Source organism: Actinoplanes sp. CA-142083 (genome assembly GCF_050942195.1).
Lineage (GTDB): Bacteria > Actinomycetota > Actinomycetes > Mycobacteriales > Micromonosporaceae > Actinoplanes.
This window is the reverse complement of the sequence record NZ_CP192076.1, coordinates 132748-157709: the sequence shown is the minus strand read 5'-3', so window position 1 is coordinate 157709 and position 24962 is coordinate 132748. Positions and strand designations below refer to the sequence as shown.

21 protein-coding genes and 1 pseudogene are annotated in these 24962 nt (G+C 71.5%); 9 read left to right on the top strand and 13 right to left on the bottom strand.

The genetic code is table 11. The features are described 5' to 3' along the window. Positions 1-23 precede the first annotated feature (23 nt). The 6 genes from purL to ACQPZX_RS00720 all read right to left on the bottom strand — a co-directional run bounded on the left by purL (position 24) and on the right by ACQPZX_RS00720 (position 7182). Positions 24-2600 (bottom strand): phosphoribosylformylglycinamidine synthase subunit PurL, encoded by a 2577-nt coding sequence (purL, locus tag ACQPZX_RS00745; RefSeq protein ID WP_433372916.1) that lies wholly within the window; start codon positions 2598-2600, stop codon positions 24-26. Beyond that, a complete protein-coding gene (gene purQ, locus ACQPZX_RS00740) occupies positions 2601-3308 on the bottom strand; it encodes a phosphoribosylformylglycinamidine synthase subunit PurQ (RefSeq protein WP_433386059.1) in 708 nt (235 codons plus the stop codon). Next, positions 3305-3559, bottom strand: a complete 255-nt coding sequence (gene purS, locus ACQPZX_RS00735; RefSeq protein ID WP_433372913.1) for a phosphoribosylformylglycinamidine synthase subunit PurS — start codon at positions 3557-3559, stop codon at positions 3305-3307. Before purS ends, purQ begins: the two co-directional genes overlap by 4 nt. Positions 3560-3905: 346 nt before the next feature. Continuing rightward, positions 3906-5327, bottom strand: a complete 1422-nt coding sequence (purB, locus tag ACQPZX_RS00730) for an adenylosuccinate lyase (protein WP_433372910.1) — start codon at positions 5325-5327, stop codon at positions 3906-3908. Beyond that, complete coding sequence (locus ACQPZX_RS00725) at positions 5324-6646, bottom strand: MFS transporter (RefSeq protein ID WP_433372908.1); 1323 nt, start codon at positions 6644-6646, stop codon at positions 5324-5326. Before ACQPZX_RS00725 ends, purB begins: the two co-directional genes overlap by 4 nt. Then, positions 6643-7182, bottom strand: a complete 540-nt coding sequence (locus ACQPZX_RS00720; RefSeq protein ID WP_433372905.1) for an ArsR/SmtB family transcription factor — start codon at positions 7180-7182, stop codon at positions 6643-6645. Before ACQPZX_RS00720 ends, ACQPZX_RS00725 begins: the two co-directional genes overlap by 4 nt. Positions 7183-7313: 131 nt before the next feature. Between ACQPZX_RS00720 and ACQPZX_RS00715 the strand changes: the two genes are divergently transcribed. Continuing rightward, positions 7314-7766: an SCP2 sterol-binding domain-containing protein gene (locus ACQPZX_RS00715; protein WP_433372902.1), complete on the top strand. Its 453-nt coding sequence runs from the start codon at positions 7314-7316 to the stop codon at positions 7764-7766. A 60-nt stretch (positions 7767-7826) separates the two neighbouring features. On the opposite strand, the gene ACQPZX_RS00710 is transcribed toward ACQPZX_RS00715, so the two are convergent. Continuing rightward, positions 7827-8480 (bottom strand): response regulator, encoded by a 654-nt coding sequence (locus ACQPZX_RS00710; protein WP_433372899.1) that lies wholly within the window; start codon positions 8478-8480, stop codon positions 7827-7829. Beyond that, the gene (locus ACQPZX_RS00705; RefSeq protein ID WP_433372896.1) at positions 8477-9730 is read right to left on the bottom strand and encodes a sensor histidine kinase; all 1254 of its coding nucleotides are present in this window, start codon (positions 9728-9730) and stop codon (positions 8477-8479) included. The genes ACQPZX_RS00710 and ACQPZX_RS00705 overlap by 4 nt, the downstream gene beginning before the upstream one ends. A gap of 219 nt (positions 9731-9949) precedes the next feature. Between ACQPZX_RS00705 and ACQPZX_RS00700 the strand changes: the two genes are divergently transcribed. Then, positions 9950-10528, top strand: a complete 579-nt coding sequence (locus ACQPZX_RS00700) for a hypothetical protein (RefSeq protein ID WP_433372894.1) — start codon at positions 9950-9952, stop codon at positions 10526-10528. Here ACQPZX_RS00700 and purD read toward each other — a convergent pair. Then, the gene (purD, locus tag ACQPZX_RS00695) at positions 10518-11759 is read right to left on the bottom strand and encodes a phosphoribosylamine--glycine ligase (protein WP_433372891.1); all 1242 of its coding nucleotides are present in this window, start codon (positions 11757-11759) and stop codon (positions 10518-10520) included. The genes ACQPZX_RS00700 and purD overlap by 11 nt on opposite strands. A 111-nt stretch (positions 11760-11870) precedes the next feature. Here purD and ACQPZX_RS00690 point away from each other — a divergent pair, with 111 nt between their 5' ends. The 3 genes and pseudogenes from ACQPZX_RS00690 to ACQPZX_RS00680 all read left to right on the top strand — a co-directional run. After that, on the top strand, positions 11871-13163 hold the full coding sequence (locus ACQPZX_RS00690) for an adenylosuccinate synthase (protein WP_433372888.1): 1293 nt from the start codon (positions 11871-11873) through the stop codon (positions 13161-13163). Beyond that, a complete protein-coding gene (locus ACQPZX_RS00685) occupies positions 13163-14146 on the top strand; it encodes a hypothetical protein (RefSeq protein WP_433372886.1) in 984 nt (327 codons plus the stop codon). Before ACQPZX_RS00690 ends, ACQPZX_RS00685 begins: the two co-directional genes overlap by 1 nt. A 981-nt stretch (positions 14147-15127) precedes the next feature. Continuing rightward, positions 15128-16349: pseudogene (locus tag ACQPZX_RS00680) on the top strand (chromosome partitioning protein); the annotation flags it as partial. Positions 16350-16373: 24 nt separating this feature from the next. Here ACQPZX_RS00680 and ACQPZX_RS00675 read toward each other — a convergent pair. Continuing rightward, positions 16374-16796: a DUF3151 domain-containing protein gene (locus ACQPZX_RS00675; protein WP_433372883.1), complete on the bottom strand. Its 423-nt coding sequence runs from the start codon at positions 16794-16796 to the stop codon at positions 16374-16376. A 45-nt stretch (positions 16797-16841) separates the two neighbouring features. After that, complete coding sequence (locus tag ACQPZX_RS00670; protein WP_433372880.1) at positions 16842-17831, bottom strand: ADP-ribosylglycohydrolase family protein; 990 nt, start codon at positions 17829-17831, stop codon at positions 16842-16844. Between the two features lie 18 nt (positions 17832-17849). On the opposite strand from ACQPZX_RS00670, the gene ACQPZX_RS00665 reads away from it, so the two are divergent. Beyond that, a complete protein-coding gene (locus ACQPZX_RS00665) occupies positions 17850-19049 on the top strand; it encodes an LOG family protein (protein ID WP_433372877.1) in 1200 nt (399 codons plus the stop codon). On the opposite strand, the gene ACQPZX_RS00660 is transcribed toward ACQPZX_RS00665, so the two are convergent. Next, complete coding sequence (locus ACQPZX_RS00660; protein ID WP_433372874.1) at positions 19046-19567, bottom strand: hypothetical protein; 522 nt, start codon at positions 19565-19567, stop codon at positions 19046-19048. The two genes, ACQPZX_RS00665 and ACQPZX_RS00660, sit on opposite strands and share 4 nt — an antisense overlap. A 114-nt stretch (positions 19568-19681) precedes the next feature. Continuing rightward, positions 19682-20707 (bottom strand): class II fructose-bisphosphate aldolase, encoded by a 1026-nt coding sequence (gene fbaA / locus ACQPZX_RS00655; RefSeq protein ID WP_433372871.1) that lies wholly within the window; start codon positions 20705-20707, stop codon positions 19682-19684. Between the two features lie 179 nt (positions 20708-20886). Here fbaA and ACQPZX_RS00650 point away from each other — a divergent pair, with 179 nt between their 5' ends. The 3 genes from ACQPZX_RS00650 to ACQPZX_RS00640 are packed head-to-tail and all read left to right on the top strand — an operon-like array spanning position 20887 to position 24949. After that, positions 20887-21066, top strand: a complete 180-nt coding sequence (locus ACQPZX_RS00650) for a hypothetical protein (RefSeq protein WP_433372868.1) — start codon at positions 20887-20889, stop codon at positions 21064-21066. Positions 21067-21110: 44 nt separating this feature from the next. Further along, positions 21111-22463 (top strand): 3' terminal RNA ribose 2'-O-methyltransferase Hen1, encoded by a 1353-nt coding sequence (locus ACQPZX_RS00645; RefSeq protein WP_433372865.1) that lies wholly within the window; start codon positions 21111-21113, stop codon positions 22461-22463. Further along, positions 22460-24949 (top strand): polynucleotide kinase-phosphatase, encoded by a 2490-nt coding sequence (locus ACQPZX_RS00640; RefSeq protein WP_433372862.1) that lies wholly within the window; start codon positions 22460-22462, stop codon positions 24947-24949. The genes ACQPZX_RS00645 and ACQPZX_RS00640 overlap by 4 nt, the downstream gene beginning before the upstream one ends. Positions 24950-24962 lie beyond the last annotated feature (13 nt).

Here is a 24962-nt window from a genome sequence, read left to right as displayed (position 1 = left end):
GGCTTTTTACTGTCCGTTGTGGATCACTCGGCGGGTTCGATCGGCCCACCCGGGACGGCGTCACCCTCGGAAATCTCCAACTCCACCGAGAGCGCCGCGCTCGAGGAAACCCCGTCGGCCTCGACCGGCGCCGCGGTCTCCATGGCAGCCCCCGCGGCGGCGGTGGCCAGCACGGCGTCGCCGTGGTCACCCACGGGAGCGTCCGGGTTGGCCGCGTGCTCCGGGTCGCCGTGCCTGCCGGCGATCTCCGCCACCCCGCCGAACAGCTTGGGCAGCGTCGACGTCCAGGCCTCGCGCAGCTCGGGCAGCGGGATCGAGAACTCGTCCCGAACCTCGAGCACCGGCTCCCGCGACGTCACGCCGATCGGGGTACACGGCACGCCGTAGTCGGCGGCCAGCGCCACGAACGCCTTGTCGTGCCCGCGCGGCACCGCCACCAGCGCTCGGCCGGCCGACTCGCTGAACAGGTACACGAAGGACGTGGTGCCGTCGTCGGGCAGCGCGATCCGCGCGCCGACCTCGTACCGCAGGCAGCTCTCGACCAGCGCCTGGGCGAGACCGCCGTCGGAGAGGTCGTGCGCCGCCGCGACGTGGCCGGCCTGCGAGGCCCGCGACATCAGCGCGCCGAGGCGCTGCTCCCGGACCAGATCGACCTTGGGCGGCCGGCCGCCGAGGTGGCCGTGGGTGACCCACGCCCACTCCGAGCCGGACAGCTCGGTGGCCGTCTCGCCGAGCAGGAACAGCTGGTCGCCGTCCCCACCCTGCGGGAAGCCCATCGGGATGCGGCGGGACACGTCGTCGAAGACGCCGAGCACACCCACCACCGGGGTCGGGTGGATCGCCGCCGCGCCGGTCTGGTTGTAGAAGCTGACGTTGCCGCCGGTCACCGGGGTGCCCAGCTGCTGGCAGCCGTCGGCGAGACCGCGCACGGCCTCGGCGAACTGCCACATCACGGCCGGGTCCTCGGGCGAGCCGAAGTTGAGGCAGTCGGTGACCGCGACCGGCTCGGCGCCGGTGACCGCGACGTTGCGGAACGCCTCGGCCAGCGCGAGTTTCGCCCCCTCGTACGGGTCGAGTCGCGCGAACCGTCCGTTGCCGTCCACCGACAGCGCCACGCCGAGGCCGGTGCGCTCGTCGATGCGCAGCACGCCCGAGTCTTCCGGCTGGGCCAGCACGGTGTTGCCGAGCACGTACCGGTCGTACTGCTCGGTGACCCACGTCTTGTCGCAGAGGTTGGGCGAGGCCACCATGCGCAGGACCGTCTCGCGCAGTTCGTCGCCCGTGGACGGACGCGGCAGCGTCTCGGCCTTGTCGGCCTGAAGCAGTATCAGGTCGGCGGGCTCGCGGATCGGCCGGGCGTAGACCGGGCCGTCGTCGGCGAGCGAGCCGGGCGGCACGTCGACGACCACGTGGTCGTTCCAGCTGATCACCAGGCGGCCGGGCGACCCGTCGGCCTCGGCCGGGGTGACCTCGCCGATCGCGGTGGCCCAGACGCCCCACTTCTCGGCGACGGCCAGCACCTGGGCGAGGTTTTCCGGCGTGACGATCAGGAGCATCCGCTCCTGCGACTCGCTGGCCAGGATCTCGGTGGGCGACATCGAGGCCTCGCGCAGCGGCACCCGCTCGAGCCACACCCGCATGCCGGTGCCGGCCGCGGCCGCGGTCTCGGTGAGCGCGCAGGTCAGGCCCGCGCCGCCGAGGTCCTGGATGCCGGCGACGAGGCCGGCGTCGTACAGCTCGAGGCAGCTCTCGATGAGCAGCTTCTCCATGAACGGGTCGCCGACCTGCACCGACGGGCGGCGCTGTTCGGCCTCCTCGTCGAAGGTCGCGGACGCCAGCACCGAGACGCCGCCGATGCCGTCCCGGCCGGTACGCGCGCCCAGCAGCACCACGACGTTGCCGACGCCGGCCGCCTCCTTGTGCTGCAGGCGGGACACCGGCAGCACGCCGATGCTCAGCGCGTTGACCAGCGGGTTGCCCTGGTAGGTCGGGTCGAAGACGATCTCGCCGCCGATGTTGGGCAGGCCCAGGCAGTTGCCGTAGCCGCCGATGCCGGCCACGACGCCGGGCAGCACCCGCGCGGTGTCGGGGTGGTCGGCCGCGCCGAAGCGCAGCGGGTCCATCACCGCGATCGGCCGGGCGCCCATGGCGAGGATGTCGCGCACGATGCCGCCGACGCCGGTCGCCGCGCCCTGATAGGGCTCGACGAAGCTGGGGTGGTTGTGCGACTCGACCTTGAAGGTGACGGCGAGGTCCTCGGAGATCTGCACGACGCCCGCGTTCTCCCCGATGCCCGCGAGCATCCGGGTGTTCTGCGGCGCCTTTTCGCCGAACTGGCGCAGGTGCACCTTGCTCGACTTGTACGAGCAGTGCTCGCTCCACATGATCGAGTACATCGCCAGCTCGGAGGCGGTGGGCCGCCGTCCGAGGATCTGCCGGATCCGGTCGTACTCGTCGTCCTTGAGGCCGAGCTCGGTGTGCGGCTGGATCTCTTCCGGCGTGCTGATCGCACGCTGAACGGTGTCCGGCCCGCCGTCGAACTCGCTGACGAGCACATCGGTCGCGGCGAAGCCGGTGGATTTTTCCGGCTGCGTCGTCATTTACTGTCCCCCTGGGTGCTGTCCGCCCGCGGCAGCCCCGGCCAGGGCACGCAGGACGGAAGTGAAGAAGCCGAGACCGTCCAGCGACGGGCCGGTCAGCGCCTCCACCGCGTGTTCCGGGTGCGGCATGATGCCGACGACGTTGCCGGCCTCATTGGTGATCGCGGCGATGTCGCGCTGCGATCCGTTGGGGTTGCCCCGGATGTACCGGGCGACGACCCGGCCCTCGGCCTCGAGCGCGTCGAGCGTCCGCTCGTCGGCGACGTAGCAGCCCTCGCCGTTCTTCACCGGGATCAGGATCTCCTGGCCACCGGTGTACCCGTTGGTCCAGGCCGTGTCGGTGGACTCGATGCGCAGGAGCTGGTCGCGGTTGCGGAAGTGCAGGTGCTGGTTGCGGGTGAGCGCGCCGGGAAGAAGGTGCGCCTCGCAGAGGATCTGGAAGCCGTTGCAGATGCCCAGCACCGGCAGGCCGCCACGGGCCGCGTCGATGACCGTCTCCATCACCGGGGCGAAGCGGGCGATCGCGCCGCAGCGCAGGGCGTCGCCGTAGGAGAAGCCGCCCGGGAGGATCACGGCGTCGACGCCGTACAGCTCGGGGTCGCCGTGCCAGAGGCGGACGGCCTCGGCGCCGGCGATGCGCGCGGCGCGGGCGGCGTCCCCGTCGTCGAGTGAGCCGGGGAAGGTGACCACACCGATGCGCATGGTCAGGCGACCTCCGCCGTAGCGCCATCCAGGTGGATGGTGAAGTCCTCGATCACCGGGTTGGCGAGCAGCTTGTCCGCGATCTCGCGGGCACGGTCGAGATCCGGCTCGCCGGCGAACTCGATCTCGATGCGCCGGCCGATGCGGACGGAGGAGACATCGTTGACGCCGAGCCGGGGCAGTGCGTTCGCCACCGCCTGGCCCTGCGGGTCGAGGATCTCCGGCTTGAGCATGACGTCGACCACGACGCGAGCCACGGGCACTCCTGACTGATAGGTGTGAGCATCGGCAGCCTACCTTGTGAACCTTTGGGCAAGCCCATCGGCCGGTGTCGGCAGCGCGACGCCAGCGGCGCTGAGCAGGCAATCTCGAAGGTGATCTCGACCACCTGTTCGATAGAAGCTTCAACCAAATCCCGGCCATCACACGGTGATATGTGGGAACTGAGGTCTTGGCGAGATCATCGCGGGCGCCTACGGTCGGGTCATCGATCTCCGGAAAGAGCCGGCGACGGCGCCCCCGCCGTCGCCGGTCCGGAAACATCGAGCGAGTCCCGCCGGGGTGCGGTGCGAGGGTCGAGCTCCGCTGCGCCTCGGCGGCGTATCAGAGAATGGGCGCCGGCGCGTAGTGCGCCGCGTCGGGGTGGCCCGCCACGATCGCCGCCACCCGCTCGGCCACCGCCCGCACCTGCGAGGGCGCCGCCCCCACGAACGCCGCCCGGTCGGCCACCAGAGTGTCGATCTCAGCCCGCGAGAGCCGCAGCCGCCCGTCGGCCGCCAGCCGGTCGAAGAGGTCGTTGACGGTCGCGCCCTTCTCCCGCATCGCGAGCGCCACGGCCACCGCGTGCTCCTTGATCACCTCGTGCGCGGCCTCCCGGCCCACGCCCTTGCGCACCGCGGCCACCAGGATCTTGGTGGTGGCGAGGAACGGCAGGAACCGGTCGAGCTCCCGGGCGATCACCGCGGGGTAGGCGCCGAACTCGTCGAGCACGGTCAGGAACGTCTGGAACAGACCGTCGGTCGCGAAGAACGCGTCGGGCAGCGCCACCCGGCGCACCACCGAGCAGGAGACGTCGCCCTCGTTCCACTGGTCCCCGGCCAGCTCGCCGACCATCGACAGGTAGCCCCGGATGATCACGGCGAGCCCGTTGACCCGCTCCGACGAGCGCGTGTTCATCTTGTGCGGCATCGCCGACGAGCCCACCTGGCCCGGCTTGAAACCCTCGGTCACCAGTTCCTGCCCCACCATCAGCCGGATCGTGGTGGCCAGCGACGACGGCCCGGCGGTGACCTGGGCCAGCGCGGCGACCACGTCGAAGTCGAGCGAGCGCGGGTAGACCTGTCCCACGCTGCTCAGCACCCGGTTGAACCCGAGGTGCCCGGCGACCCGCCGCTCCAGCGTGCCGAGCGCGTCGAAGTCGCCGTCGAGCAGGTCGAGCTGGTCGGCCGCGGTGCCCACCGGGCCCTTGATGCCGCGCAGCGGGTACCGCCCGATCAGGTCGTCGAGCCGCTCGTACGCGATCAGAAGCTCCTCGGCCGCCGAGGCGAAGCGCTTGCCGAGCGTGGTGGCCTGCGCCGCCACGTTGTGCGACCGGCCGGTCAGCACGAGATCCGAATACTCCACGGCGCGCTCGGTGAGCCGGGCCAGCGTGCTGACCACGCGCTCGCGGACCAGCTCGAGCGACGCCCGGATCTGCAGCTGCTCGACGTTTTCCGTCAGGTCGCGGGAGGTCATGCCTTTGTGGATCTGCTCGAAGCCGGCGAGCGCGCTGAACTCCTCGATCCGCGCCTTCACGTCGTGACGGGTGACGCGCTCGCGGGCCGCGATCGACGCGAGGTCGACGTTGTCGAGGACCGCCTCGTACGCCTCGACCGCGCCCTCCGGCACCGAGACGCCCAGATCGCGCTGGGCGCGCAGCACGGCGAGCCACAGCCGGCGCTCCATCCGGATCTTCTCCTCCGGCGACCAGAGGGCGGTGAGCTCGGCGGAGGCGTATCGGGCGGCCAGCACGTTCGGGATCGTCACGCGACCGATTCTTCCACGGGCCCCGTCGCCGGCTCGGGCAGCTTGTGCGGCAGGGTGCGCACGTCGCGGCTGCTCAGCATGAAGACGACCGCGGCGATCATCAGCAGCCCCGCGCCGACCAGTGTCGCCTCGCGGCCGGCCGCGTGCGAGATCGGGCCGACCGTCATCTCGCCGATCGGAATCGCCACGAACGAGCCGACCATGTCATAGGAATAGACCCGGGCGAGCTTGTCCGGCGGCACATGCTCCTGCATCGTCGTCTCCCACGCGACGCCGAACTGCTCGAGCGTCAGGCCCGCGACGAGCGACGTGACCATCAGCGCCCACACCTGTGGATAGGCGCCGAGCAGAAAGACCGGAATCGACAGCGGCAAACAGCAGGCGACGCCGAAGAACAAGAACCGCCGCAGCCGCAGCCGCATCGCGATCAGCCCGCCGACGATCATGCCGGCAGTCTGCGCGGCCAGCACGAATCCCCAGGCCCGCCGCCCGAAGGTGTCGTCCGCGACGACCGGCCCGAGCACGAAGAGCCCGCCGGCCCACGCCATGTTCATCACGCCGAAACCGGCGACCACCGTCCAGAGCCACCGCCGCGAGCGGAACTCCGACCACCCCACGCGCAGATCCGTGACGATGTTCGGCCTTTTCCTATCAACACCATTTTCGGGTACGCCGAGGGCAAGCTCGTCCGCGGCGACAAGCGATTCCGGATGATCCGCCTCGGCCGGCGCGGCCACGGGTTTCGGGGCGCCGAGCGCCATGAAACAGAACGCCGAGATCACGAAGGTGGCCGCGTCGACCGCGATGCCCCAGCCCGGCCCGACCGCCGCCACCACGACTCCCGCCGCCGGCGCCCCGAGGATCGCTGCCCCGTTCAGCGCCACCCGGCTGATCGCGTTCGCCTGCTGACGGATCTGATCCGGCACGGTCTGCGGCAGGATCGAGGCGCTCGCCGGCAGCGCCAGCGCGGCCACCATGCCGTTGATCGCCGCGAGGCCGATGAGCAGCGGAATCGTCGCCGAGCCGGTGAGCACCAGGGCGGCCACCGCGCCCTGGGTCAGCGCCGCTGCCAGGCTCGAGCCGACCATCAGCAGGCTTTTCGGCAGGCGATCGGCGAGCACGCCCCCGAAGAGCAGGAACGCGACGTTGACGATCGTGCGCGCGCCGACCACGAAGCCCAGGTCGCTGGCCGAACCGGTCAGGTCGAGGACGGCGAACGCGAGCGCGATCGGGGCGAACGCGTTGCCGAGCGCGTTGATCGTGCGGCCGGCCAGCAGGAGTCGGTAGGACCGGTACCGCAGCGGCGCCGAGACATTCATGCCTGATCCCCCATCTCGAACATCGCTGCCGTGGTGCTGGTGCGGATCGTGCCCGGGGTGCGCGGCGGCCGGGCCGCCTCGTGCAACTCGATGAGAGCCTGGCCGACCCGCTCCCGGATCTCCTGCCATTTGTCGGGGTCGACCCAGAGCTCGGCGTCGGCGAGAAGCTTGGGCCGCGGCGGGAAGTGCGCCTCACGCGTACGCCTGATCAGCTCGTGGGCGAACGCCGAGAACTCGAGCCGGAGCTGCTCGTCGGTCGGCGCCCCGCGGCGCGCCTGCCGCTGCTTGTCGTGGCCGACGTCGTAGCGATAACGCTTGGCAACGCCGCCGCGAATCTTTTCCTCGCCGTCGACCACGATCAGCCCGCCGGCGAGCAGGTTGCGCAGGTGATAGCTCGCGTTCGCATGAGTGAGGCCGAGCTCGCGGGCGACCTCGGCCGCCGTCATCGGCGCGGCGGTGAGCAGCGACATCATCCGCAGCCGTACGGGATGGGCCATCGCGCGCAGCGACGCTTTCTCCTCGCCTCCCAAAGACATGTTGGGGAGTCTAAGCATCCGCGTGCCGACTGTCCAACACTTATTTGGGAGTGGCACACTGCACGAAGAAGCGGCATTGTCGCTAGGGTTACTGACGAGTAGGTACAGCGTAGATACCGAAAGGTCCACCGATGACTGATTTCAACCCCGAGTCGCTCAACTCGATCGGCCCCAAGGAGTTCGCTCAGCTCGTCAAGGCGACGCCGGATTCGAGGATCACCGAGGTCATGTCCGGCGACGCGCGCGGCAAGATCCTCGACGAGGTCTTCAACCGCATGCCCACGCTGTTCCGCGCCGAGAAGGCCGGCAACACCTCGGCCGTCATCCACTGGATCATCACCGGCGCCCCCGGCGGCGGCAGCGACACCTACGAGACCGTCATCGAGAACGGCGCCTGCACGGTCACCAACCAGCCGGCCCGCGACCCCAAGCTCGCCATGACCATGGACGCCGTGACGTTCCTCAAGGTCGTCTCCGGCGACGGCAACCCGATGATGCTGTTCATGACCGGCAAGATCAAGGCGAAGGGCGACCTCGGCCTGGCGGCCAACGTGGCCAAGCTCTTCGACATCCCCAAGGCCTGACGCGCTCCCCGCGAGCGGTCTCCAGCTCCTCGCGGGCCGGTCTTCGGAAGGCCGGCCCGCTCAGAGCAGACCGTTGTCGCGGGCGTAGATCGCGGCCTGGGTGCGGTCGCGCAGCCCGAGCCGGCTCAGGATGTGCGACACGTGGTTCTTCACGGTCCCCTCGCTCACGAAGAGCTGCCGTGCGATCTCGCGGTTCGTGTCGCCCCGCGCGATCAGCCGGAGCACCGCGTGCTCCCGCTCGGTGAGGTCGAGCCGAGGCCCGCCGCCAGTGGGTGGCGCCTCCCGGTCGAGCACCTTCGCCAGCCGCCGGATGGCCGCGGCGTCGTGCTGATCGACACCCGCGTGCGCGAGCCGCACCGCCTGCGCCAGCTCGCGCGCCGGCAGATCCTTCAGCAGATAGCCGCCGGTCCCGGCCCGCAGCGCCCGCACCACGTACTCCTCGTCGTCGAACGTGGTCAGCATCAGCACCCGGCACCCGGGCATCCGCCGCCGCAGGGACTCGGCCGCCTGCAGCCCGTCGAGTACCGGCATCCGCACATCCATCAGCACCACGTCGGCCTCGCGGGACACCGCCAGCTCGACCGCCTCCCGCCCGTCCGCCGCCGTCCCGACCACCTCGATGCCCGGCTCGATCCCGAGCAGCGAAGCGATCCCTTCCCGGATCAGCGCCTGATCGTCGGCAACGAGCACCCGCACCGCCGCCGCCTCGGTCATCGCCCGCCCCGGCCGCGACCCGCGCCCAGGCCCCGGCCGCCCGCGTCCGCTCCCGCCGCGACCTGCGCGCCCTCGCCGAGGCCCCGGCCCCCATCGCCTGCCGCGACCTGCGCTCCCCTGCCGACGCCGAGTCCGTCCGCGCCCGGGACGCTCGCCGTGAGCCGGGTCCCGAGGCCGGGCGCCGAATCGATCAGCAGCGTCCCGCCCAGCGCGGCCATCCTTTCCCGCATGCCCGGCACCCCACTGCCGGCCGCCATCTCGCCGACCGCGAAGCCCCGCCCGTTGTCGGCCACCTCGAGCGTCGCCGCCTCCCCGAACCGCAGCGTCACCCGCACCCGGTCGGCGCCGGCGTGCCGGCGGGCGTTCGTCAGCGCCTCCTGCGCCACGCGATAGAGCGCCTCCAACCCGCCAGGATGATGCCCGGCCTCGCTGCCGCCGAGCTCCAGGGAGATCCGGAAGCCGGTGTCGTCGAGCCCTTCCGCGAGGGCCGCGACCGCCGTGGTCAGCGAGAACGACGCGGCACGCAGAGCGCCCACGGAATCCCGTACCTCCTGAAGGGCGCGACCGGTCGCCCGGCGTGCGTCGCCGACGGCACGGTCGGCCACCCCCGGCTCGCGTTGCCGGAAGGCCTCGGCCTTCGCCAGCTGCACGCTGATCACGGTGAGGTGGTGCCCGACGCTGTCGTGGATGTCGCGGGCCAGCCGGTTTCGCTCGGTCGCCGCGCTGAGCTCGGCCACCCGCCGCTGCGACGTCTGCAGCTCGCCCACCAGCCGCTCGGCTCGCAGCCGGCTGCGCTGCTGCTGATCGGCGACCGCCGCGGTCACCACCGACAGGACCATGCCGATGAAGAACATCAGCAGGTCGGACACGATCTCGGAGTCGGTCCACCAGGACGGCGTGAACGACACCCGCACCACCGCGGCGGTCAGATAGGCCCCGGCCAGCCCGATGCTCCAGCGCCGCCCGAGCGAGAAGTAGGCGAAGAACGGGACGAGCACATAGAGCACCCGGCCGAAGCCGGCCTGGTCGGTGGCCGCGACCACCTCGAGCAGCGCCATCCGCGCGATCAGCAACCCGATCGCCCACCGCCGATCGGCCTCATGCCGGCGCGCCACCTGCTCGACCCCGAGCAGCGCGACGAGCGCGGCCACGAAGCCGGCCAACCCGGCGGCCGACCACGCCGGCGACAGCCCGGCGAGCGCGTAGTAGACGCCGGTGACCAGGACGGCCGAATACAGCACAGAGGCCATCCACCGCAACGGAGGAACCACGTCGCACCGTCCTTTCCCGAGCGTCGGCGCCGGGAAGGCCAGGCTATGCGGGCGTGCCGGGGAAAGCCCAGGTCATCGACCAAAGTCTGGCCAAAGGTCATGTGCCGCATCGACCAAGGTCTGGCGGCCCGGCACTGTCGCCGTCGAGTGCCCGCGGAGCAGTTTCTTTAGAAAGCAAACCCGAAGGAGCTGACCGATATGTCCGATCGCTTCCTCTACCGCCTCGCCGCCTGGGCCGGCCTGCTGGGCGCCGTACTCACCCTGCTCGCCGCCGCCCGGCGCGGCGGCCTGGTGCCGGAGAACGCCCTGACCCACGCCCTCGCTCCACCCGCGACGGCCCTGCTGCTGTTCACCTTGACCGCGCTCTACCTACGCCAGCGCCGCGAGGCCGGCCGCCTCGGGCTGGCCGGCTTCGTCCTCAACCACCTGGGCCTGACCGGCCTGTTCGCGATCGAGTTCCTGACCCACGCGGTCCTGCAGTTCCAGGACGCGGCCACCCGAGAGCAGACCCTGACCGGCCCCGGCCGCCCGTACTTCCTGGTGGTGGCGCTGATCTTCCTGGCCGGCGTGCTGCTCTTCGGCGTCGCCTCGTGGCGGGCGGGCGTCCTGCCCCGCCCACCGCTGGCGCTCTACATGCTCGGGCTGACCGCCGCGGCCCTGCGCACCTCGGTCCCCGAGCCGGTCTATCTCGCCGGCCTGGCGATCGGCTCGGTGGCGGTCTTCTGGCTTTCCCTGGCCCTGCTGCCGGCGAGGGAGAGTGAACTGGTCAGAGCGTGATCCGGCCCTCGACCGCACCCAGCGCGATGTCCGTGCGGTACTGCGCGCCGTCCAGGCGGATGCCGTCCACCAGGGCGTAGGCCGCGTCCCGGGCCGCCGCCAGGTCCTCGCCGACCGCCGTGGCGCTCAGGACGCGGCCACCGGCCGAGATCAGAGCGCCGTCGTCGCGGCGGGCCGTGCCGGCGTGGATCACGCCGGGCACCTCGGCGCCGGTGATGACGTCGCCGGTACGCGGCGTGCCCGGGTAGTTCTTGCCGGCCACCACCACCGTGACGGCCGAGCCCTCGTGCCAGCGCAGCGGCGGCTGCTCGGCGAGCTTGCCGGTCGCCGCCGCGTGCAGCAGCCCCGCCAGCGGTGTCGCCAGCAGCGCCAGCACCACCTGCGTCTCAGGGTCGCCGAAGCGCGCGTTGAACTCGATGACCTTGGGCCCGGCCGGGGTCAGCGCGAGTCCGACGTAGAGCAGTCCGGCGAACGGGATCCCACGGGACCGCATCTCGGCCAGGGTCGGCTCGACCGTCTCCCGCATCACCCGCGGCACCAGGTCGGTGGGCGCCCAGGGCAGTGGCGCGTACGCACCCATGCCGCCGGTGTTCGGCCCCTCGTCGCCGTCGGCCAGCCGCTTGAAGTCCTGCGCCGGCATCAGCGGGACCGCCGCCGTGCCGTCGGTGACGACGAACAGCGACACTTCCGGACCCGGCAGATACTCCTCGATCACGACTGTTCCGCAGTCGGCGGCATGCCGCCGCGCGTCGTCGAGCGAGGACGTCACCACGACGCCCTTGCCGGCCGCGAGCCCGTCGTTCTTGACCACATACGGCGCGCCGGTCGCCGCCAGGGCGTGGTCCACCTCGTCGGCGGACGTGCACGCGTACGAGCCGGCGGTCGGCACCCCCGCCGCGGCCATCACGTCCTTGGCGAACGCCTTCGACCCCTCCAGCTGCGCCGCCGCCGCGCTGGGCCCGAAGCAGGCGATCCCCTTGGCCCGCACCGCGTCGGCGACCCCGGCGACCAGGGGCGCCTCCGGGCCGACCACCACCAGGTCGGCCGCGAGCTCGACGGCGAGCGCCGCCACCGAGGCCGGATCGGTCGCGGTCACGTCATACACGGATGCGACCTGCGCGATGCCCGGATTGCCGGGAGCGGCGGCGAGGAAGTCGACGGACGGGTCGGCGGCGAGGCCCACGGCGAGGGCGTGTTCCCGCCCGCCGGATCCGATCAGAAGTACGCGCACGACCGCCGATCCTACCGGCGGCCTCCTTCCGCACGTCGCACCGCAGGTCGGTCGCGTAAACTTCGGAAGTACCCGGGCATCGCCGAGTACGCGGCGTGTACAGGAGAAGAAGTGCCGGTAATCGTGTTGGTCGGCGCCCAATGGGGCGACGAGGGCAAGGGCAAGGCCACTGACCTGCTGGGCGACCGTCTCGACTACGTCGTCAAGTTCAACGGCGGCAACAACGCCGGCCACACGGTGGTGATCAACGGCGAGAAGTACGCGCTGCACCTGCTCCCCAGCGGCATCCTGACCTCGGGCGTGACCCCGGTGATCGGCAACGGCGTCGTGGTCGACCTCGCGGTGCTGTTCCAGGAGATCGACGGTCTCGAGGCCCGCGGCATCGACACGTCGCGGCTGCGCATCAGCGCGAACGCCCACGTGATCCCCTCGTACAACCGCTCGCTCGACAAGGTCAGCGAGCGGTACCTCGGCGCACGCCGGATCGGCACCACCGGTCGCGGCATCGGCCCGACGTACGCGGACAAGATGAACCGGATGGGCGTCCGCATCCAGGATCTCTTCGACGAGTCGATCCTGCGGCAAAAGGTCGAGGCGGCCCTGAGCTTCAAAAACCAGGTCCTCTCGAAGATCTACAACCGCCAGGCCGTGAAGCCCGAAGACGTGGTGAAAGAGCTGCTTTCGTACGTCGACCGCCTGCGCCCCTACGTCGGCGACACCGCGCTGGAGCTGTCCGAGGCGCTCGACGCCGGCAAGGTGGTCCTCTGCGAGGCGGGTCAGGCCACGCTGCTCGATGTGGACCACGGCACCTACCCCTTCGTGACCAGCTCCAACGCGACGGCCGGCGGCGCCTGCACCGGCTCCGGCATCCCGCCGACCCGCATCGACCGGGTGGTCGCGGTGCTCAAGGCGTTCACCAGCCGGGTCGGCGAGGGCCCGTTCCCGACCGAGCTGCACGACAAGTTCGGCGATTACCTGCGCGAGGTCGGCCACGAGTACGGCACGACCACCGGCCGGCCGCGCCGCATCGGCTGGCTCGACCTGGTGATCGGCCGCTACGCGCAGCGGATCAACGGGGTCACCGACTTCGCACTGACCAAGTTGGACAATTACGACGATCTCGACGAGATTCCAGTCTGCGTGGCCTACGACGTGAACGGTGTCCGCCACGACGAGATGCCGGTCAACCAGACCGACTTCCACCACGCGATCCCGATCTACGAGACGCTCCCGGGCTGGAAGCAGGACATCTCCGGCTGCCGCAGCTTCGACGAGCTGCCCAAGGACGCCCAGCGTTTCGTCGAGTTCGTCGAGCAACGGCTCGGCGCCCGCATCTCGATCGTCGGCGTCGGCCCCGGCCGCGAGGCGGTCATCGAGCGTCACTCGGTGCTGGGCGACGCCTGATGTACGACGTCGTCATCCTGAGCCTGGCCGAGGGCGCGGGCCCGGCGGACGCCTGCGGCGGGAGCTGCGGCGGCTGCGGCGCGGCCGAGAAGGAAGCATGCGACACCCCCCGGGTCCCGGTCCTCCAGCTGGCCGAGCTCCTGAAGGAAAAGGGCGCCCGCGTCAAGACGGTCACCGCCACCTCCGACGAGGAGATCGACGCGGTGCTGTCGCGCTTCGACGGCGATCCCCGCCCCGACGGCCTGACCTGGCCCGATGCCGAGAGCAAGGCCCGGCTGGTGGTGGCGACGGCGGTCGACGGCCAGCTGCGCGCCGTCCTGCGACGGCTCGTCCGCCGGTACGCGCCGGCGCCCAGCAAACGCCCCGCCGATCTGCGGTCCGATCGCACGGTTCCCGATCTCCCCGCGGTCGCCCTGCTGCCGCTGGACGTGACCAACACCACCGACCTCGCGGCCCAGCTCGACCTTCCGCGCACCCCCGCCGGCGTGGCCGAGGCGGTGCTCTCCGGCCAGGTGCGCCGCCTCGACCTGCTGCGCAACGACGGCGGCTCGGTGACTGTCGACGGCGCGCTCCTGGGCGGCGCCGACGACGACGGCCGCGCGGTGCCGTGGCGCGGCCGGGTCGAGGTCGACGACATGCTCCTGTCCGACGGCGAGGAGCCGATCCTGGCCTGCGCGATCGGTAACGGCGGCGGCTACGCGGAGTTCGGCGGTTTCCGCCTGCTGACCGACGGCGACCCCACCGACGGCCGCGTCGAGGTGGCCGTCGCGATACCCAAGGTGGTGAAGCAGCGCTTCCGCGGCACCAAGGTCCAGGTCGAGGTGCGCCGCGCCCGCGGCCGCGCCGTCTCGGTCCTGCCGCGCGACGGTGAGCTGCAGTTTCTCGACGACGGCGTCGGCGGATCGACGACCCGCAAGCGCTCCTGGTGGACCGAGCCGGGCGCCTGGGCGGTGTACGCGGCCAGACCTACCGTGAGAGTCTGAAGTAGTACTGAAGTACGACAATCTCGGGGAGGACGCTTCCGTGGAGGACGAGCACGCCGACCGCGTCTACGTCCCAGGGACGAACCCCACGCCGCCCGACCGGGACGTGGAGCCGTTCTGGGAGGAGGAGGTGGAGGCACCCGTGCACGGCCGGCCGGTGCCGCATCAGGCGCCGCCCCCCGTCCCACTGCCCGGCCCCCAGGGCACGACCGGCCCGCAGCCCGTCTACCGCCCGGTCCCCGTGCCACCCCCACCCGCCATCCCGGTCCCGCCACCCGCCTCCGCGCCACCGGCCGGGCAATACCCGCAAGCCCCGCAAATCCCACCGGCGCCGTCGACGACGCACATCCCGCCGGCCACCCACATCCCGGCGCCCCGCCCACCGATGACCACCCCGCCACCCGCGCACCAGCCGACCGCCGGGCAGCCGGCCGCCGGGCACGCGTCCGCGGCACCGGCGTCCGCCCTCCAACCGCCGGCGCCGAGCCAGCCCTGGCCCAATATCGAGCCCCGCGCCACCGCCGAGCCGCCCACATCTTCAGCGTCCCCGGCCACCGCGCCGGTCTCCGCCGAGCCGTCCGATGACCCGTCCGCGATGCCCACCTCGGGCTCCGGCGTGCACGGCAACCCGGATTCGCCCTGGTCACAGCCCCCGCAGCGAGCGACAGCCGAGGCGCCGACCGGCGAGACCCCACCTGCCCGCGCCACCGCTTCGGCCTCGGTGCCCGGCATCGTCCGCCCCGAGCAGATGCCCCCGGCGCCGCAGTCGTCGGCCCCACATGGCCAGACGCCGCAGTCCGCGGCCCCACACGGCCAGGCGTCCCAGTCCGCGGCTTCGCACGGCCCAAGCCCGCAGTCGCCGGCACCCGACCCGTCCAACGGCGCCATCTATCGCCCGGCCGCGCCGCAGCAAAACCCGGCGCGGCAAGGCCACGCGCAGCACCCGCAGGACCAGTCAAACCAGGGCCACCCCCACCCGGCCCAGCCGTTCCCGCCCCAGAACCCGGCGCAGCAATACCCGCCGCAGCCCAGTCCGGCGCAGCACAACCCCGGCCAGCACAACCCGGCGATCCCGCCCGGCCCGTATCCGCCGGCCATGGTCCCGCCGCAGATGCACGCCCCCGCACAGCCGACCCCGCCGCAGATGCACGCCCCCGCACAGCCGACCCCGCCGCAGGTGCACGCTCCGGCGCAGCCGGCCCCGCCGCAGGCGCCCACCCCCGGTCAGCCCTCGGCCGATCCGTTCGCCGACCTGCCGTGGGTCTCCGACGGCACCCCCACCGCCGAGGAGTTCGCCCGCCGCCGCCTGGCCAAGCCGGCCGAGCCGACCGCCACCATGGGCGCCCGCGCCGTGCTCAACAAGACCGCGCTGGGCCTGGTCAAGCTGGCCCCCGGCAAACGCGAGCAGGAGTACAAGCAGGACGTCGAGATGGTCCGCCGCAACTTCGGCGGCCTGCGCCAGGTCACCGTGGTCAACCCCAAGGGCGGCGCCGGCAAGACCGTCGCCGTGCTGCTGCTGGCCATGACGTTCGGGCAGAAGCGCGGCGGGTACGTGCTGGCCTGGGACAACAACGAGACCCAGGGCACCCTGGGCATGCGCGCCCAGCAGGACTTCCACGCCCGCACGGTCCGCGACATGATGCGCGACCTGCATCTGTTCCGCGGCTCGCACGGCCGGGTCGGCGACCTCTCGCAGTACGTCCGAGCCCAGGGCGAGGGCATGTTCGACGTGCTCGCCTCGGACGAGTCCGCGACCGCCGGCGAGATGCTGACCGCGGCGGCGTTCGGCGAGATCCGCGAGATCGTCAGCCGGTTCTACAAGCTGATCTTCGTGGACACCGGTAACAATGTGCGGGCGCAGAACTGGCAGGCGGCAACCGACGCCACCGACCAGCTGGTGATCAGCATGTCGGCGCGTAACGACTCGGCCGAGACCGCGGCCCGGATGCTCGACCACCTCGAGCAGAGCGGCCGCCAGCGGCTGGTGCGCCAGGCCGTCACGGTCGTCTCGCTGCCGCCGACCCGCAAGGACATCGACCTCCCCGCGATCCAGCGGCATTTCGCGGCTCGCACCCGGGCGGTCCTGATGGCGCCGTACGAGAAGCTCATCGACTCCGGCGAGCCGATCCGGTACGGCCAGCTGTCGCCCAACACCAAGGACGCCTGGTTGAAGATCGCCGCCGCGGTGGCCGAGGGCCTGTAACCGCGACGGCGACCTTTACCGAACTCAGGTCAGAGCGTCGGCCGCGGCCGGGTCGCTGTCGCGGAGGAATTGGGCGCAGCGGGCCGCCTCGTCGGCCTCGCCGATCTCGGCGGCGGCCTGCGACAGGCTGTGCAGGCAGCGCAGGAAGCCCTGGTTGGGCACGTGCGACCAGGGCACCGGCCCGTGGCCCTTCCACCCGTTGCGGCGCAGGGCGTCCAGGCCGCGGTGGTATCCGGTGCGGGCATAGGCGTAGGCGGTGACGGGCTCGCCGGCCGCGAGCGAGTCGGCGGCAAGAGCGGCCCAGCCGCCGCTGAATGCCGGGTGGGCGGCCGCAACCGCCTTGTAGGCCTCGGGGGTGCCGGTCTCGGCGGCCTTGGCCAGCGCGTTTTCGGCCTCGGCGTCGGCGGGCAGCAGCGTGGCCGGCGGCTCGGGAAGCAGATTCTGCATGACTTCATTCAACCGGCCGCATGGGCATGAATTCCCGGCGGGGGATCAATCCCACGCGTCGGACAGGCGAGCGAGTCTGTCCCCGTACTCAATCTGCGTTTGCCAGGCCGAAGGCCATGCTCTGAGCCCGAGTGACGCACCCGCGAAAGCCCCGGCGAGGCAGGCGATCGAGTCGGAGTCGCCCGAGGACGCCGCACCCCGCCCGATCACCGCGACCGGCTCGTCCGGCGAGATCAGGTAGCAGTACAGGGCCGTGGCCAGCGCTTCCTCCGCGATCCAGCCCTCGCCGGTCGCGCGGCACGGATCTCCCGCGAAGTCTCCGGCCGCCAGCGCGCTCTCCACGCGGTCCAGCGCCGCGAGGCATTCGTCCCATCCGTGCGCGATGAAATCCTCGGGCCCGTCGAAGCCCGGACGCTCCCAGAGATCGCCGAGCCAGTCAGTTCGGTAGATGCGGCGCTGCCTGCGGCAGCGATCTTGGAGGGCGGCGAGCAGATCGTCCGGGTCCAGGCCGTCTTTGAGCCAATGGCACGCGTACGCCGTCAGCTCGCTCGCCGCGAGGCCGGTCGGATGTCCGTGCGTGAGTCCCGCCTGAAGCTGGGCCGCGCCGGCCCGTTGATCGTCGCTCAGCCCCGGCATCAGCCCAACCGGCGTGACCCGCATGTTCGCACCGCAGCCCTTCGACCCGGCCTCGGTGGCCTGCTGCCAGGGCCGCCCGTCGGACAGCGCCGCGCACGCCCGCAAACAGGTCATCCCCGGCGCCCGGTTGTTGTCGGGGCTGGCCGCCCAGTCGAGGAAGGCCTGCCGCAGCAGCGGCTCGAGCACACCCGGAGTGATCGACGACGCGGCCAACAGCGACTCGCCCACCGCCAGCGCCATCTGCGTGTCGTCCGTGACCAGCGCCGGCGACCCGGTCAGCTCGCGCGGCCCGCCGGGCCCGTAGGCGGCCACGATCGTCGCGTAGTCCTGGAACTCGGTCGGCTTGCCGAGCGCGTCCCCGTACGCCAAGCCATAGAGCGATCCCGCCACGTTTCGCACGGTGGCTACCCTACGTGTGTGCCCGGAGATCCACTGCACCCCGTTCTCGGCGGGGACATCCCGTTCGACGCCAGCCCGCTCGAGGTCGAGTCGCGCGGCGAGTTCGATTCGCACCTGGCCCGGCGATCCCTGGCCGGGCTGGTGATCCTCGGGTTGCGGCTCGATCGGGACCCGCCCGACTTCACCGGCATCGACGTGAAGGGCGCCCTGTTCGTCGGCTGCCGCCTGGCCGGCCCCGATGTGGAGGTCGACCTGATCCGCCGGGGCGCGCACCTGGTGCCGCCGTTCGACGCGCGGCCGTACCCGACGCATCCGGCCACCCTCTACACCCCCGAGGACCTGTCGTTCGGCTTCGCCCAGGAGGGCTTCGCCGGCATGTACGACACCCTGGTCTACCACCACTTCGTCGAGCACGGCGGGGCCGGTCCCGACATCCGCGAGGCGCTGGCCCAGCGGCTGCACGACGCCGGCATCGACAACGCGCTCGGCAAGGCCCTCGCCGCCTGGTCGGCGACCCACCAGGCCAAGGCCGCGGTCGGCATCATGGGCGGGCACGCGGCGCCGCGCGGCTCGGCCGCCTACCGGATGGCCGCGACGCTGGCCTGGCGGCTCGCGTCGGTGGGCCGCCTGATCGTGACCGGCGGCGGCCCCGGCGTGATGGAGGCGGCCAACCTCGGCGCCTACTTCGCCGCCCGCCCGGCCGGCCAGCTCTCGGCCGCGATCGACCAGCTCTCGGCCGCGCCGCATTTCGCCGATCATGACCCCTACACGGCCGCGGCGCTCGCCGTGCGAGCGGCTTATCCGACCCCGGCGACGTCGGGGACCGACTTGGTGGGCAAGCTGCGGCATGGCGGTCTGGCGCTGCCCACTTGGCTGTACGGGCACGAGCCGGCCAACCTGTTCGCCGGCCAGATCGGCAAGTACTTCTCGAACGCCGTACGCGAGGACTCGATCCTGCGTCTCTCCCGGGGCGGCATCGTCTTCGCCCCCGGCTGGGCCGGCACCGTCCAGGAGATCTTCCAGGCCGCGACCAAGACCTTCTACCAGACCGACGGCCCGTCCGGCGCCTTCGTCTTCCTGGGCGTCGACCACTGGCGAGAGCTCCCGGTCGAGGCCCTGCTACGCCCGCTGCTCGCGAAGTCCCCGCACGGCGACCAGTCCAACTTGATCGTCGTCACCGACTCGCTCGACGTCGCGATGGCGGCCCTGTCCCGCTAGGCGATGTGGACGCGGCGCCAGCTCGTCGCGGGCAGGTCCGACTCGGGGACGTCGGTGAGGCCGTTCTCGTCCATCGCGTTGTAGATGGCGAGCCGCGCCCCCTCGAAGAGGAACTCGATCGCGTGCAGGATCCGCGGCCGCCACTCCGCCACCGTGACCAGCTCGATCACGTTGACCGCCCGGAGGATCCGGCCGCGGGCGTGGCGCAGCGCCGAGTGCGGGTCGGGCCGCCAGTCGAAGTGCTCGTACCAGTCGACCGGCTGGTTCAGGTCGATCTGGTCCCACGTGATCGCGCACTCGTCGAACTTACGGTGAGTGATCTCCACATGGGTGATTCCGAAGTCGAGGACCACCGGGCCGTCGGCGAACCAGCCGCGCTCGGCCATGTCCCACATGAGCCAGCCGGACCGCAGCTTCCGCCCGATGAGCCGCACAAACCTGGTGCGGTGAACGGCCGCGAGGGCTTCCGCGTCGTGGTGCCACGCGGGCTCATAGCCCTCGATACCGAGCACGATCATGATCCTCCGAGGGTCGGGGGGACGATCGTACACATACCTGTGAGTAACCTGCCAAGACGAAAGCGGCCAGTCCCCGCTTTCGGGGACCGGCCGCTCCGCAAAAACAGAAAGCGATTACTTCGAGAGAGTGGTCCCGGTCGAGCGGAGGTTCTCGCAGGCCTCGACGACGCGCTTGGCCAAGCCGTTCTCGGCGAGCTTGCCCCAGGCGCGCGGGTCGTACGCCTTCTTGTTGCCGACCTCGCCGTCGATCTTCAGAACACCGTCGTAGTTCTTGAACATGTGCTCGACGACCGGGCGGGTGAACGCGTACTGCGTGTCGGTGTCGATGTTCATCTTCACCACGCCGTAGTCCAGGGCGCCGTGGATCTCGGAGAGCAGCGAGCCGGAACCGCCGTGGAAGACCAGGTCGAACGGCTTCTCCTTGCCGTACTTGGCGCCGACCGCGTCCTGGATCTCCTTGAGGATCTCGGGGCGCAGCTTGACGTTGCCCGGCTTGTAGACGCCGTGCACGTTGCCGAAGGTCAGGGCGGTCATGTACCGGCCCTTCTCGCCCAGGCCGAGCGCGGCGGCGGTGGCCAGGCCGTCCTCGACGGTCGAGTACAGCTTGTCGTCGATCGCGGCGGAGACGCCGTCCTCCTCGCCACCGACCACGCCGACCTCGATCTCGAGGATGATGTGCGCGGCCGCGGCGTCCTTGAGCAGTGCCTCGGCAATCTGCAGGTTCTCGTCGACCGGCACGGCCGAGCCGTCCCACATGTGCGACTGGAACAGCGGCGCCCGGCCGTTGGCGACCCGCTCCTTGGAGATCGCGAGCAGCGGCCGGACGTACTTGTCCAGCTTGTCCTTGGGGCAGTGGTCGGTGTGCAGCGCGACGTTGATCGGGTAGTTCTTGGCCACCTCGTACGCGAACTCGGCGAGCGCGACCGCACCGGTGACCATGTTCTTCACCGTGGGGCCGGAGACGTACTCGGCGCCGCCGGTGCTGATCTGGATGATGCCGTCGCTGCCGGCCTCGGTGAAGCCCTGCAGGGCCGCGTTGAGGGTCTGCGAGGACGTCACGTTGATCGCCGGGTAGGCGAACGCGCCGGCCTTGGCGCGGTCGAGCATCTCGGCGTAGACCTCGGGAGAAGCGATGGGCATCGGTGCGCTCCTAGCTCAATTGCGAATGCGAGACAGAGGGCAGGACCGCGCTGTCCTCCTCTCCGCAGTATTCCGCAGTCGCTCGGACGAGGGGAAACCGCCCCGAAACTTGGCCGGTTTGCGCGCATGCTGGAGGGGAAACGGCGAGGAGGACACCCGAACTGAGAGAGGAGCGCGACATGACGTACCCCGACGACATCGACATGGAGACGCCGGAGGCGGACGCCGCTGAGCAGGCCACGACCGCGCGCCTCGAGGAGAACGACGGCGAGCCCGCCACGACGCTGGACGACGAGACCCCCGAGTGGGACGCCCAGGAGCAGCACCGGGTCGTGGAGCTGGAGGACGAATACCGCTGACAATTCGGTCGCCGCAACACCTTTGACCGCTGGATCATGGTGGCGTGCTGCTCACCGTGACGACCACCCACGCGCCCGCGACCGACCTCGGCTACCTGCTGGTCAAGCACCCCGGCAAGGTGCATTCGTTCGACGTGCCCACCGGCACGGCGTACGTGATGTACCCGGAGGCGACCGAGGCCAGGTGCACCGCGGCGCTGCTGCTGGACGTCGACCCGCAGCGGTTGCGGGCCCAGCGGGACGCGTTCGACCTGGGTCAGTACGTCAACGACCGCCCGTACGCGGCCTCCAGCCTGCTCGCCGCCGCGCTGGCCAAGGTCTTCCGCAGCGCCCTGCGCGGCGCCTCGAAGGATCGGCCCGAGCTCGCCGCCGAGCCGATTCCGCTGGAGATCCGGGTTCCGGTGCTGCGCGGCACCGCCGACCTGGCCACCCGCCTGTTCACGCCGCTCGGCTGGGCGGTGACGGCCGAGCCGATCCCGCTGGAGCCGGAGGTCGGCGGCGACAGCCGCTACCTCGACCTGCGCCTTTCCGGCACGCTGCGGCTGGCCGACGCGCTCAATCACCTGTACGTGCTGCTGCCCGTCCTCGACGACGCCAAGCACTACTGGGTCGCCCCCGACGAGATCGAGAAGCTGCTGCGCTCGGGCGAGGGCTGGCTGGCCGAGCACCCCGAAAAGGTGCTGATCGCCCGCCGCTACCTCGCGCACAAGCGCGCCCTGGCCGACTCCGCGCTCAAGCGCCTGGAAGCCGACGAGCCGGAGAAGGAGGAAGAGGACGAGCTTCCGGTCGCCCGGAAGTCGCCGCTCGCCGAGCAGCGCCGCGCCGCGGTGCTCCAGGCGCTCCACTACGTCGACGCCGCCCGCGTGCTCGATCTGGGCTGCGGTGGCGGCGCGCTGCTGACCGCCCTGGTCAAGGACCGTCGCTTCACCGAGATCGTCGGCTGCGACGTCTCGTCGCGGGCGCTCGACCAGGCCGCCCGCCGGCTGCGGCTCGACCGGCTGCCCGAGCGGCAGCGCGACCGCATCAAGCTCTGGCAGTCGGCGCTCACCTACCGCGACGACCGGCTGACCGGCTACGACGCCGCCGTGCTGATGGAGGTCATCGAGCACGTCGACCCGCCCCGGCTGCCGGCCCTGGAGGCGAGCGTCTTCGGCCACGCGAAGCCGCGCGCGGTCGTCGTGACCACGCCGAACGCCGAATACAACGTTCATTACGAGGGCCTGACCGGCATGCGCCACTCGGACCACCGCTTCGAGTGGACCCGGGCCGAGTTCCAGGCCTGGTCCGCGAGGACGGCCGAGCAGTACGGCTACACGGTTTCCTTCCGCCCGGTCGGCGAGGAGCACGAAGTAACAGGAGCACCGACCCAGATGGCAATTTTCGAGGTGACGGCATGATCGACGTACCCGAGCTCGCGCTCGTCGCCCTGGTCGGCATCTCCGGATCCGGCAAGTCGACCTTCGCTCGCGCCCATTTCAAGCCCACGCAGGTGCTGAGCTCCGACTACTTCCGCGGGCTGGTCGCCGACGACGAGAACGACCAGTCCGCCTCGGCCGAGGCCTTCGACGTGCTGCACTACGTGGCCGGCAAGCGCCTCGCCGCCGGCCGCCTCACCGTCGTCGACGCCACCAACCTGCAGCCGCACGCCCGCGCCGGCCTGGTCAAGGTCGCCAAGGAGCACGACGTGCTGCCGGTCGCGATCGTCCTCGACGTGCCCGAGGCGCTGGCCTGGGAGCGCACCCAGGCTCGCCCGGACCGCACCTTCGGCCGCCAGGTGCTCACCCGCATGCACCGTGACCTGCGGCGCTCGCTCGGGTCGCTGACCCGCGAGGGCTTCCGCAAGGTGCACGTGCTGCGTGGTCCCGACGAGATCGCGTCCACCGAGATCCGCTACGAGAAGCTGTTCAACGACAAGCGCGAGCTGACCGGCCCGTTCGACATCGTCGGCGACGTGCACGGCTGCCTGCCCGAGCTGTTGGCGCTGCTGGCCAAGCTCGGGTATGACGTGGTGCGCGACGACGCCGGTCGCGCTGTCAACGCCGTACACGTGGATGGCCGGACCTTGATCTTTGTTGGTGACCTGGTCGACCGCGGTCCCGACTCCCCGGGCGTGCTGCGCCTGGTCATGGGCATGGTGGCGGCCGGCACCGCGATCTGCGTGCCCGGAAACCACGAGCAGAAGCTGGCCCGCAAGCTCAACGGCCGCAACGTGCAGCTCACCCACGGCCTGCCGGAGACCCTCGAGCAGCTGTCGCGCGAACCCGAGGAGTTCGCCGGCGAGGTGAAGACCTTCATCGAAGGCCTGATCAGCCACTACGTGCTCGACGAGGGCAAGCTGGTGGTCGCGCACGCCGGCCTCAAGGAGGCCTACCAGGGCCGTGCGTCCGGCCGGGTGCGTAGCTTCGCGCTCTACGGCGAGACGACCGGAGAGACCGACGAGTACGGCCTGCCGGTGCGTTACCCGTGGGCGCGCGACTACCGGGGCTCGGCCGCGGTCGTCTACGGCCACACTCCGACCGTCAAGCCGGAGTGGATCAACAACACGATCTGCCTCGACACCGGCTGCGTCTTCGGCGGCGAGCTGACCGCGCTGCGCTGGCCGTCGCGCGAGCTGGTGGCGGTGCCGGCGGCCCGGGAGTACTACGCCCCGGTGCGACCTCTGGCCGTCCCGGCCAGGCCCGATGACGGCCTGGACATCGCGGACGTGACGGGCCGTCGTCATCTTGATTACGCGTACGGCCGGACGACCGTCGCCGCCGAGAACGCGGCCGCCGCCCTGGAGGTGATGAGCCGGTTCGCGCTCGACCCGGCCACGCTCGTCTGGCTGCCCCCGACGATGGCGCCCTGCTCGACCGCGACGGTCGACGGCTACCTCGAGCACCCGTCTACCGCCCTGGCCGACATGCGCGCGGCCGGGGTCTCCCGCGTGGTGTGCGAGGAGAAGCACATGGGCTCCCGGGCAGTTGTCCGGGTTTCGCGTACGGGTGCGGGCGATGCGATCTGGACGCGTACGGGCCGGCCGTTCTTCGGCCCCGCACTGGACGAGCCGCTGCTGGCCCGGGTCCGGGCCGCCGCCATGCCGCTGTTCGACGAGCTCGGCACCGACTGGCTGCTGATCGACGCCGAACTGCTGCCCTGGTCGGCGAAGGCGGGCGGCCTGATCCGGGAGCGCTACGCCGGGGTCGGCGCGGCCGGCCGGCACGCGCTGCCGGCCGCCCTCGCGGTGCTCGACCAGGTCGCGGCCCGCGGTCTGGACGTCGCGGCACTGCGGGACCGGATCGAGCTGCGCTCCTCCGAGATCGACGGCTACTCCGCGGCCTACCGGTCCTACGTGAAGCCGACCGAGGGCCTGACCGGCATCACGCTGGCGCCTTTTGCCCTGCTGGCCGGCGCGGGTGAGTCGTACGCGTCAAAGGATCATGGCTGGCACCTGGCGCAGGCGGACCGCCTGGTCGCGGCAGACCCGCAGCTCTTCACGACCACCCGGCGGATCGTGGTCGACCTGAGCGACCCGGCCGCCGAGGCGGAGGCCATCGACTGGTGGCTGTCGCTCACCGCCACCGGCGGCGAGGGCATGGTGGTCAAGCCGTACGCCGGGCTGGCCGTCACCGACGACAAGGGCCGGCTCGTGCAGCCCGGCGTGAAGTGCCGCGGCCGGGAGTACCTCCGAATCATCTACGGTCCCGAGTACACCCGCCCCGAGCAGCTCGCCGGCCTGCGGCAGCGCAACCTGGGCCGCAAGCGCAGCCTCGCGCTGCGCGAGCACGGGCTGGGCCTCGCGGCGCTCGACCGCCTGGCCGAGGGCGCGCCGCTGTGGCGGGTGCACGAGTTGGTGTTCGCGATCCTCGCCGCCGAATCGGAGCCGGTCGACCCGCGTCTCTGAAAACTTTTCCACA